The 11,383-nt window shown below is 37.2% G+C and carries 10 protein-coding genes; 4 read left to right on the forward strand and 6 right to left on the reverse strand.

Annotation, left to right across the window (positions count from 1 at the left end; all coding sequences use genetic code 11):
* The first annotated feature begins 33 nt into the window (after nucleotides 1-33).
* Complete coding sequence (locus tag QSH13_RS00190; protein WP_196544214.1) at nucleotides 34-921, forward strand: LysR family transcriptional regulator; 888 nt, start codon at nucleotides 34-36, stop codon at nucleotides 919-921.
* Between the two features lie 3 nt (nucleotides 922-924).
* On the opposite strand, the gene QSH13_RS00195 is transcribed toward QSH13_RS00190, so the two are convergent.
* The gene (locus QSH13_RS00195; RefSeq protein WP_196544195.1) at nucleotides 925-2,427 is read right to left on the reverse strand and encodes an MFS transporter; all 1,503 of its coding nucleotides are present in this window, start codon (nucleotides 2,425-2,427) and stop codon (nucleotides 925-927) included.
* Between the two features lie 152 nt (nucleotides 2,428-2,579).
* Here QSH13_RS00195 and QSH13_RS00200 point away from each other — a divergent pair, with 152 nt between their 5' ends.
* Complete coding sequence (locus tag QSH13_RS00200) at nucleotides 2,580-3,176, forward strand: TetR/AcrR family transcriptional regulator (protein WP_196544196.1); 597 nt, start codon at nucleotides 2,580-2,582, stop codon at nucleotides 3,174-3,176.
* A 72-nt stretch (nucleotides 3,177-3,248) separates the two neighbouring features.
* Here the strand turns inward: QSH13_RS00200 and QSH13_RS00205 are convergent, their stop codons facing one another.
* The gene (locus QSH13_RS00205) at nucleotides 3,249-3,839 is read right to left on the reverse strand and encodes a TetR/AcrR family transcriptional regulator (protein ID WP_109397431.1); all 591 of its coding nucleotides are present in this window, start codon (nucleotides 3,837-3,839) and stop codon (nucleotides 3,249-3,251) included.
* 140 nt (nucleotides 3,840-3,979) lie between these two features.
* Here QSH13_RS00205 and QSH13_RS18505 point away from each other — a divergent pair, with 140 nt between their 5' ends.
* A complete protein-coding gene (locus QSH13_RS18505; protein ID WP_336621750.1) occupies nucleotides 3,980-4,318 on the forward strand; it encodes a hypothetical protein in 339 nt (112 codons plus the stop codon).
* Nucleotides 4,273-5,187, forward strand: coding sequence for an MFS transporter (locus tag QSH13_RS00210; protein ID WP_336621751.1), 915 nt, complete (start codon nucleotides 4,273-4,275; stop codon nucleotides 5,185-5,187). Before QSH13_RS18505 ends, QSH13_RS00210 begins: the two co-directional genes overlap by 46 nt.
* Nucleotides 5,188-5,250: 63 nt before the next feature.
* Here QSH13_RS00210 and fhuB read toward each other — a convergent pair whose 3' ends face one another.
* The 4 genes from fhuB to QSH13_RS00230 all read right to left on the reverse strand — a co-directional run bounded on the left by fhuB (nucleotide 5,251) and on the right by QSH13_RS00230 (nucleotide 11,048).
* Nucleotides 5,251-7,218, reverse strand: coding sequence for a Fe(3+)-hydroxamate ABC transporter permease FhuB (gene fhuB / locus QSH13_RS00215; protein WP_286038662.1), 1,968 nt, complete (start codon nucleotides 7,216-7,218; stop codon nucleotides 5,251-5,253).
* A complete protein-coding gene (locus tag QSH13_RS00220) occupies nucleotides 7,208-8,116 on the reverse strand; it encodes an iron-siderophore ABC transporter substrate-binding protein (RefSeq protein ID WP_286038663.1) in 909 nt (302 codons plus the stop codon). Before QSH13_RS00220 ends, fhuB begins: the two co-directional genes overlap by 11 nt.
* Nucleotides 8,107-8,889 carry an ABC transporter ATP-binding protein gene (locus QSH13_RS00225; RefSeq protein ID WP_109397427.1) on the reverse strand — a complete coding sequence of 261 codons (783 nt, stop codon included), beginning with the start codon at nucleotides 8,887-8,889 and terminating at the stop codon, nucleotides 8,107-8,109. The genes QSH13_RS00220 and QSH13_RS00225 overlap by 10 nt, the downstream gene beginning before the upstream one ends.
* A gap of 74 nt (nucleotides 8,890-8,963) precedes the next feature.
* Entirely contained in the window at nucleotides 8,964-11,048 is a 2,085-nt protein-coding gene (locus QSH13_RS00230; protein WP_109397426.1) for a TonB-dependent siderophore receptor, read from the reverse strand.
* Nucleotides 11,049-11,383: the final 335 nt, after the last annotated feature.

The raw sequence follows: 11,383 nt of genomic DNA on the forward strand, positions 1-11,383 counted from the left end.
AGCAATAGAAATACAGTAGGCAGTGAATTATTTATGCAAATCGATCTTAATTTATTACGTATTTTTTCTGCCGTAGCAGAGCAAGGACAATTTGCAGCTGCGGCTCGGCAATTATCTATGCCTAGCTCAAATATTAGTCGTGCAATTAAACAACTTGAACAACAACTTAATTGTAAGCTTATTGATAGAACAACCCGAAAGATGCGCCTCACTGAACAAGGTAAAATACTCTATCAGCAAGGGAAAAAAAACTTAACTGAATTAGATAATGTGATTAGCAATATCACCCGTGATGGACCATTAACGGGCACTTTCCGTTTAACCATTCCAAGTGAATATGGTAGTGAGCTACTGGGTGATATTTTGGCTGATTTTGCCGCACTTCATCCTAATTTGCTTATTCAATGTGATACCCAATTAATGCCAAGAAATATCATCGATGATGATATTGATTTGTTATTAACCTTTCATCGTGGAAATTTAGCGGATAGTAGTTATCACTCGCGTTTGATTAAATCTTGGCGAAGTATTGTTGTCGCATCTAATGAATTATTAGAAAAAACAGGAATACCTACACATATTGAACAATTAAGTAAAATGCCGTGTATTTCAAGCTTAAGCGCACTAGAAGGGCAACCTTGGATATTTGTGGGTGAAGATAAAAAACCAATCAAAATAACCATTAATAGTAATTATCGAGTAAACAGCGCCATATTAGCAAAATCAGCAGTATTAAAGGGATTGGGATTTGCTATTTTAGCTGAGCATTGCTGCCTTGATATGATTAAAGAGGGGAAGTTACGAGCTATTGAATTTCCTCAACAACCCGCAACGATTAATTTAGTGGCAATATATGCAACTCGTAGCACACTTTCACGTAATATTGAGTCTTTTCTTGAATTTTTAACTCAACGTTTATAAATGTTAATCTGTGATTTGTTGAGTAAGTGCCTTATGTTTTGCTTTAACAGGAAAGAGCACAATAAATAAAGTCACAAAACATGAGATCCCCGCAGTCGCAATTGCATAAGCAAATCCTGAATTAAACGCCTCTGGTAACAAAGTAACAAAATCTTTGTCTAAACTATTTGTCGTATTTTCAGTCACTAAACCAACAATATCGATATAATTTACAGATATTCCTAATACTTGACTTTGGATCACCATATAATGAATAGCTTGTTGCACCATCAATGTCCCTAATAAAGCAATTCCCATTGTCATGCCGGTTTGTCTTAATGCATTCATAGTTGCAGACGCCATACCAGAACGAGATGGTGGCACACTTTTCATCACTAAAGCACCTATTGCGGGTGTTGATAATCCCATTCCAGCACCTAATACAAACAGATAGCTTCCTGTTATTCCATAGTGGCTATTTGTTGCTAATGTTGCTAATAAACAAGAAGAAATAGCGATAAATAAGAAACCATAGATCATAAGCTTTCTGACTGAGAAATAAGAAGAGAGTCGTCCAAAAGACATAGAAAACAGTGCCATTGCAATAAATTCTGGTGCCATTCTCCATCCCGTTTCTAATGCACTCCAGCCTTGTGCTTTTTGCAAAAAGAAAGCAATAAAAAAGACATTACTGTATGTAGCAAAACCCAAGGTAAAAGAAGAAAGATTATATTGAAAGAACGTGCGATCTTTAAATAAAGTCAATGGTAGTAAAGGACGTTGAACGCGTTTTTCTATCATTAAAAAAAGGACAAGAAATATAATTCCCGCAATCAGTGTTGATACCGTTCTATAATGTGACCACCCCACAGAGCCAGCTTCAATTAAACCATAAGTCAGTGATCCTAATCCCAACATACTGGTTAATTGACCAAAAGGATCTAAAGCAACATTTTCAGGATCAGCACTCTCACTTAATCCATACCAACCTAATAAAACGGTAAGAATGCCAATAGGAATATTAATAAGAAATATACTCGCCCAACCACTCGCATGAACTAAAACACCACCTAAAATAGGCCCAATGATGAGTGATAATGCACTAACAGAAGACCATATTCCTATGATGCGAACCCGTTCAATATCAATAGGAAAAGCATGAGTGATTAAAGACAGTGCACCCGGAATAAGTGCAGCCGCAGCAATACCTTGAATAATACGTCCAAGAATTAATATTTCATGTTGCTGTGCAATTGCACAAATTACTGAGCCTAACGTGAAGATAATTACGCCCCATAGCCACACTTTTTTTCGTCCAAAGCGATCACTTAAAGGACCGGATGACAAAATACAAGCTGATAGACAAAGTGCATAAGCATCAACAATCCACTGTAAGGTTGCCATGTCAGCATGTATATCATTTTGAATCGTCGGTAGAGCCACATTTACGATACTAATATCGAGCGTTGCCATAAAAGTACCTAAACAAATGGCACAGATAAGTGACGGTCGTTTTAAAGAAGTCATAAGCTTTATTGCCTTAATGATGAATAATAATAGCATCATAGTATTCGACTGACCGTCGGTCAATTGATATTGATAATGAGTTTCATTTATCATCATTGTGAGTCGCTTTAATATAGAGTACGCTTTACAAGCGCCTTTGAGGGAGATAAGTAATGTCATTAGAAGAACAAACAACAGATAAACCAAGAACAAAACCCGCCGAGGTTCGTTTAGAAGAGTTAATGAATGCAGCAGAAACGTTATTTCTTGATAAAGGTTTTGATGTCACAACCGTTAGCGATATCGTAAAAAAAGCAGGGGTAGCCAAAGGAACGTATTACCACTATTTTTCTGCCAAAACAGACATTCTTGATGCACTGAGAACACGTTATATGGATTGGTATTTAAATAAAATAGATAACGCAATGGACGCCTGCTCACAACAAGATCATCGTGAAAAATTAAAACAATGGTGTGAAGTTAGCGTTATTGCTTATGTTGAGAAACAAGCATTACACGATATGCTTTTTCATCAAGTATTTCATCAAAGCAGTAATATTCATGAAAATAGGGCATTACAGCAAATTAAAACACTATTAATTTCGGGTTCAGAAAATAAAACTTGGCACGTAACACAACCGGAATTAACCAGTACATTAATTTATCATGGTATGCATGCAGCTGTTGATAATTTAGACCATAGCAAAGAATATACCGCCAAAACATTAGGTAATATGTTATATCAGCAATTTACTCAATTGCTAAAATAAATGAAATTTTATCGTGACAGTGTCACGATATGAGGTTTTGACAAGAGAAAAGGGTAAAATTACCCTTTTTATTTATTCTGTCGAATTACGTAGACTGTTTAATAAAGTATCTAATGTTGATTTAGCCTGCTCTAGTTGAGTTTTACCATCAAGACTATTCGCTATCCATAAAGCCGTCGCTTCTAAACTACCATAAATAAATAGAGCCAACATTTTTGAGTCGGTTTTGATAATTATTTTATTTTCGATAAGTTTATCAATCATATTGCTCATTGATATTACACAATGAGTGGGGAGTTCCGCCAATTTATCACTTAATACGGCACGTGAATCTCGCATAATAATACGTTGAATTTCAGGCTCTAAAGCCATTTCTAAATAGGTATGACAACGCATTGAGAATGCCAACCAAGGATCATCAATAATATCGGAAATAGCCTGCAAACGCGCATCCATCTCTGCATCTATTTGTGCAACAACAGCAGATAACAATCCTTTTTTATCACCAAAATGGTGATATAACGCCCCCCGAGTTAATCCTGCTTGCGCCGTTAAGTCATCCATTGATGCTTCTGCATAACCTTGTTCACAAAAGACTTTTCTCGCTGTTTGTAGCAATAATAGTCGTGTTTCTTCCATTTCAGCACGCGTACGTCTAGCCATTTCATCTCCTTTTTCAAATATACATACGTATTGTTTGTATGTTTACATTCAGTTCGTATGTATATATGATTTATACATACGCAATGTATGTATTATCTTTAACCCTCGTCAAAATGGCAAGGGTAAACATAAGGAAAACGATGATAAACACTTATCGAACACTGTTTAGCTATAAAGGCACTCTATCTTTCACCTTAGCGGGAATGGTTGCAAGATTACCATTACCAATGATGGGGATTGGTATCATAATGATGATTTCACAACTTACAGGGAGTTATGCATTAGCGGGAACAATCTCTGCTAGTTTTGTATTTACTTACGCAATTCTATCACCCCAAATATCACGTTTAGTCGATAATTATGGGCAATATAGAATTTTACCTTTATTCACATCAATTAGTGTGATTGGGATCGGGGGGATGCTATTAGCCACATGGTTACAGTGCATATTAGTTTATTATTTATTTTTGCAGTACTAATTGGTTTTATGCCGTGTATTTCTGCCATGATCAGAGCGAGATGGACTGCAATTTATAAAGAAGATAGTCGTTTACAAACAGCTTATTCATTAGAAAGTGTGTTTGATGAAGTGACATTTATTATTGGTCCACCCATTTCTGTCACGTTAAGTGTCGCTTTTTTCCCTCAAGCCGGGTTATTACTAGCCGCTTTTTTTCTTATTATTGGTGTGTTATTACTCGTTTTACAACGTGATACAGAGCCGGCAATAATATCAATATCGTCTGAATCAACATCTCATAAAACACACTCTGTGATCCGTTTTTCTCTTGTCAAAATCTTAACTGTTATTATGATTTTTATGGGCGTTATTGTAGGTACTATTGATATTTTTAGTGTGGCTTTTGCCAATGCCCAAAAAATACCCGCAGGAGCCAGTTTTGTATTAGCAGCCTATGCGGTTGGCTCTTGTTTTGCAGGCTTATTTTTTGGCACGTTAAAATTATCAACACCTTTACACCATTTATTATGCTTAGGTGGCATCGCAACTTTTCTTACTATTTTGCCTCTTATTTTCGTCGGCTCTATTTATAGCTTAAGTTTTGTCGTATTAATTTCGGGGATCTTCTTTGCTCCTATGATAATCGTGACCATGTCACTTATTGAGAAAAATATACCAGAAAATCAGCTAACTGAAGGAATGACATGGTTACTTGCAGGGTTAAATGTAGGTACAGCAATTGGTGCAACATTAACAGGACAACGGATTGATTATTCCGGTGTTCAATCTGGTATATGGATTGCAATTGGAGCAAGTGCTTTAGTGATGTTAATTGGAGTTTTAGGTTTTCAACGCATTAATCATAAAAACAATAAAAGTTATGTGTGATTAATAACGCACAAAGCCTAAGATATCAGCAAAAATTAATGACAATATCTTAGGCTTTTTAAATCAACGGCTACGATTTAACAACATTAAACAAAGGAAATAGCTACCACCTAAAATCGCCACCAAAGTTCCTGCTGCAATTTGAGCGGGATAAATAAATATTTGCCCAAGCCAATCCGCCCACACCATTAAGGTTCCACCAATTAACCCTGAAACCATTAATTGCGATTTGATTTTATGAGCACCAAGTAATATTGCCGTATGCGGAGCCACTAAGCCAATAAAGGCAATAGGGCCAACGGTTGAAGTTACTAAGGCACATAGCAACGATACAATGATTAATAAAATAATACTGGCATGCCCAGCATGTAATCCGCGAGCTAAGGCAAAACTTCGACCAATAGATATTAATGCAAGCCAGCGCGTTAATAAAAAGACGCTACCCACAATTAATGTGATTGCGAATGCAAAATAGAGAGCCTGTTCACTGTTAACACGATAAGTCGAGCCTGATAACCACAGTAATATTTTATAGCTATTTAAGGAGCCTTTAGCTAAGAAAAATTGAATAAAGGCTTCCAAACTCGCGGTTAATGCAATACCCGTTAATATTAAGCTGGCTGGTGCATATTGGTGCCTTCTGCCTAAAACTAATAAAATAATCATAACAACACAGCTGCCTAATAGCGCAACTCCCCACAGTGATGTTTGTAAGGTGCTCCCTAAAATTAAGCTCGAAAAAACTAATGCAAAAGTAGCACCCGATGACACCCCCAAAATATCTGGACTAGCTAATGGGTTATAAATTAAACGCTGTAAAATAACACCAGCAATAGCAAGAGCAATACCTGCAAATAATCCAGCCAATAAGCGGGGTGATCGCAATGCCCATTGATAAACAGAAGGTATTTCCCAGAACCATTGTTGTTCATTAATATGAATGAAAAGGGTAAGGACTAATCCGAGTATTAATAATACAAATATTCCTATCACAGCATATTTTGATACTGTTTTAGCCTGTGAATTAATTGAAATCGAAAGCTGATCTTGAGCGCGCATTTTCTTACGGCTAAACCAAATTAGTGCAGGTGCTCCAATAGCGGCTGCAGTAACACCACTTGGAATAACTGTATTAAGCCACTGTCCAACCCCTATCGCCAAGCTATCCGTAATAAGCAATAAACATATTCCCATTAGGCAACTGGCAATAAGTTCTTGGCGAGCAGTTCTTGCACCTAATGTTCTAACAATATTAGGTGCAAGTAATCCGATAAAACTAATCACCCCAACAGCAGTAATAGAGACAGAAACTAACCAAGTACTTAATATAATAAAAAAGGCAAATGCAGGTAAAACAGACAATCCTCGAGCTGTCGCGCCTTCATTACCTAAACGTAATAATGTGAGAATACGAGGGGCAAAAATAAAAATAAGTACAACAGGTGCAATTCGCGGTAATAACCAAAAAAATGAATTCCAACCATCTTGAGCCAAATCTCCGGCTCCCCACATAAATATATTTTGAGCAAATTGAGAATTTAATGTCACTAATGCGGTCGCGATAGCACCTAATAGAATATTGACTACCATACCGGAAACGACAAGGGGTAAACCGGTCATATTACGAATGCCGGCAATAATAATCACAAAACCAAATGCAAATAAAGCGCCTATTGTTGCAGCTAATGCACTGTGATCAGCAACCCAATCGGTAAACCAGATATTCACAATAACTAAAGCTAACCAAGCTCCTGATGAGGTTCCTAATGTTAAGGGCGATGTCAGGTTATTTTGCGTTAATTGCTGCATTAAACTCCCGACAACACCGAAGATCCCCCCAATCAGCAGTGTTATTGCTAAACGTGGTAATTGTGCATGAATAAAAAAAACATCAGCGAATGGTGAGGATCTTTCTGGATGTTTTAATAAATACCATTGGTGAGATAATGAAAGAGAATTATCAACTTGTAAGCTGATAATACTTAATAAGATAATTGCCAAAAAATAGAAAGTATATTGCTTAATTTTCATTATTCGGTGCCATATCTAATAAACTTTCTGTAATGGCTTCGGCCATTAACGTTAACGATGTCACTCCGCCATAATTCCAGACGGGTTTTACCGAATGAAAATGTCCATTTTGAACAAATGGCATAGCTTGCCATAACACGGACTTTTGCAGTTTACTTTCATCGGGAAAAGGCAACATATAAAGAACGTAACCTTGCTTAATCTGCTGCAACACATTCATTCTTCTTTGGTCGATTCCCCAAGGTTGAGGAGGTAACGATATTGCTGATTTCAATCCCAACTTTTTAACTACAAATTCAGTTGTTGAGTTTTCTGTGTATAAAAAGACGGACGTTAATGTAGAAAAACGGATCACTTCGACTTCTGGTAGCGTAATAAATGATAATTGTAATTTTTCTCTTAATTGTGCAAAAGTATTGTCCATCTCAGCTAATTTTTGCCGCGCAAGCGTCTCTTTCCCTAAAAGAGAGGCTAGGGTATTAAAATGCGCTAAAGCCACATTGGCAGCATTATCTTGGCGAGAAAAATTAGGTAAATACACAACAGGAGCGATAGTTTGCAACACTGGCAATAAATCTTGTTGCGAACTTGCCGCTAAAATAAGATCGGGCTTTAACGATGCCATTTTTTCTAAATTAGGCTCTGCCCGCATACCCACTTCTTCAATAGAGTTTGGGGCAATAGGATGAGCTACCCATTGGTTATACCCTGCAATTTCGGTCGCACCTACGGGAATAACATCTAGTGTTAATATTTGTTCCAGTAAATCCCAATCTAAAACAATAATGCGTTGCGGTATTTTATTGGTATTTGGTGTGGCATTTACGCTAGGAGTGATCAATAAAATAGCCAGCCCCAAAGACAGTGATTTAACTATTTTTTGTAATATTACACGCATACCACCGCCACCTTATGTTGTTGTGAACCTTTATTATCAGGGTGCTCAATCAGCTTAATCGGTGTCTCATAAAGTGCAGAAAGTCGTTCATCATCAAAAAGTAATGAAGCTTCACCTTCAAATGCAATTTTGCCTTTTTTAAGCGCGATAATATGAGTGGCATAACGTAAGGCAAGGTTAAGATCATGCAAAATAACGATGATACCAACATGCTGAGTTTGATTTAGCTCACTCAACAATTCCATAAGTTGATATTGATGATGTATATCTAATGCTGATGTTGGTTCATCTAAAATCAAAATAGGTGATTGTTGAGCCAGTAACATGGCAACCCAAGCCCGTTGACGTTCGCCACCTGATAAATCATCAGCAAGCGTGTCAGCAAAAGGGAGGACTCCCGCTTTTTCCATCGCTGTTGTGATAATTTCATCGTCTTTTTTATTCCAACGGCCTAATGTTCCACGCCAAGGAAAGCGTCCTAAACGCACTAATTCTCTAACCGTTAATCCAGCAGAAGCGGGAAGTTTTTGTGGGAGAAAGGCAATTTGTTTAGCCAGCTCACGAGGCTTATAATGTGAAATATTGCTGTTATTTAGTGTAATAGAGCCACTATCTGGGGCTTGCTGACCTGATAACAAACTGACTAAAGTCGATTTACCTGAGCCATTATGGCCGAGCACAATGGTCAATCCTAGATCTGAAATACGCAGTGAGGGAATAGATAGAATAGTGCGTCCACCGCGATCCATTTGAATATTTGAGAGTTCAAACATGGTCACTCATTTATAAAATGATATTCCGCCTTTTATTGCATGATTAACAACAAAAGGCGGAATAATAAAGAAAATTACCAGCGATATTTAGCATTCAATAGAACAGAACGAGATTGCCCGTAATAACAGTAATAATCACAACCAGAGAGATATTCTTTATCGAGAATATTGTTAATATTTAACTGTAATTGCCACTGTTTATTGAAATTATAGATCGCAGCCATATCCCATAATGTTGCACTAGGTACGGTTAAATCACTGCTCTTAGGATTATCTTTAGATTTACCTAAATAACGAACACCGGTTCCTAAAGTTAAATCTTGGGTTCCTGTAATTGGAATTGTGTAACTTCCCCAAGCAGATGCCGTATGTTTAGGAATTAAACCGGCTTGTTGTTTACCTTTATTACCCGTGTCATCTGTTTGCATATCGGTATAAGTGTAATTGGCTTTTAACGCTAAACGTTCTGTTAATTGCATTTCACTGGTTACTTCAACCCCTTTTGACGTCACTTTACCCGTTTGTGTTGAAACAAAAGTCGTTGGGTTTGCAACCAGCGCATTCTTCTGAGTGATATCAAACCAAGCAACATTAAGGTAACCATCGATAAAATCAGGTGTATATTTTATCCCTGCTTCAATTTGTTCACCTTTTAATGGTTTATACAGATCTTGAGTTGCAGGATCGATAGTACTCATCACCTCAAAGGACTCTGAATAACTCACATAAGGAGATAAGCCATTATCAGCTAAGTACATTAAACCTGCATTGAGGCTAAATTCGCTATCAGTACGTGATTTATCCTCATTTTTTACCTTGGCTTTATTTTCTGTTTTTACCCAATCTTGGCGTACACCTGCCATTGCAACCCAGTGGCTATCAAACCTGGTTTGATACTGTGAGTAAAGGCTATATTGTGTTTTATCTATGGTGCGATTGACATTGTTAGCAGGGTTAAGCGGGGTATATTTGCCGTAAATAGGGTTCCACGGATTAATCGTACCAAAGCTGTAATTATCTTGCTCATCGCCTTTGGTTTGATGATATTGCAACTCAGTACCTGCTAATAATGTATGTTCGAAATTATCCGTATCCCATTCACCAACAATATTATTATCAAAAGAGATACTTTGATTTTTACCATCACGGAAAACAATGCCACGATTCAGTTCTGTTGCCGTAATATCTGAATTAGGGAATGCGTAGACACTACGTAATAACAGATCGTTATAACCATAGTTTAAACGTTGAGAAAAACGCCAAACATCATTGATATTACTTTCTAATAAATAACCTGCTGAAATTTGGGTACGTTTATATTTATCGTATCCTGGTTCACCTAAGTTAGTTGACGGTTTAATTTTCCCAAAAGGGGATGAAATTAATGTACCAGCAGCGGGGAAGAAAGGATTGGTTGGTGTACCACTATCATGCAAATAGGTCGCCATAAAGGTTAGTGCTGTATCATCCGTCAGATTAATCGCAATACTTGGCGCAAGATAAATACGCTCATTATCAGTATGAGATAATTCTCCATCTGATTTTTTCATTAACCCAACAAGGCGATAACGTACACGTTTATCATCTGTTGTACTTGAAACATCAAAGCCTAACCCATGCTGATCATTATTTCCGACCTCAAGAAATACTTCATTTTGAGATTTGAAACTAGGTTTCTTTTGTACGACGTTAACTGCACCACCGGGTGTCGATTCACCAAATAAAACCGCTGACGCACCTTTTACGACTTCAATTTGTTCAAAGCCATAAGGCTCTAATAACCATGTGTAATAACCATCACGAAAAAGGCGGCTGTTATCTAAATAGGTTGCAGCTTCAAACCCCCGCACGCGAAGCCAATCAGTATCGTTATCAGCACCAAAAGGCTGAGAAACAACACCGGAAGTATAACGTAAAGCTTCATCAAGTTTTTGAGGAGCATGTGTTTCGAGATCTTTTTGAGAAATAACAGAAACGGATTTAGGAGTTTCTTGCAAGCTGGTATTTACTTTTAAAGCCTGGGCACTAACGACAAGTTTCTCAACTTGTTCCGTTTTTGCCGTTTCTTGCGCAAAAGCCTGTGTAGTCAAAATAAAAGGAAGGGTGGCAGAACAAAGTAATGCCACAGGTTTCAATTTAAATGCATAAAAATCAATCACAATGAGTCACCGAATAATAATTATTACTATTACCATTATTATTCATATAATTGATACTAAGGTAAATTAATTTATGCAAAAATATCTATAAATGATAATTTTTGGGGTTAATTAACTGTTTATATCAATTCAAGTCCGCCTTCCACCGACAGAAGTGCTGCTATGCTGCGCATGATGGGTTAAACATAAAGTTCGCATTCCTGCTACCTGCTGTAAATACCAAGCTCTAGCACGCATTAAAGTGCGTTGGCCACAATGGCGTTAAAATCATCATCCATTAATCCTATAGGATAACCATTATTTTCGGGTGCACCGTTATAATGTTTTATTGAAAA

This window comes from Proteus faecis, assembly GCF_030286765.1.
Classification (GTDB): Bacteria; Pseudomonadota; Gammaproteobacteria; order Enterobacterales; family Enterobacteriaceae; genus Proteus; species Proteus faecis.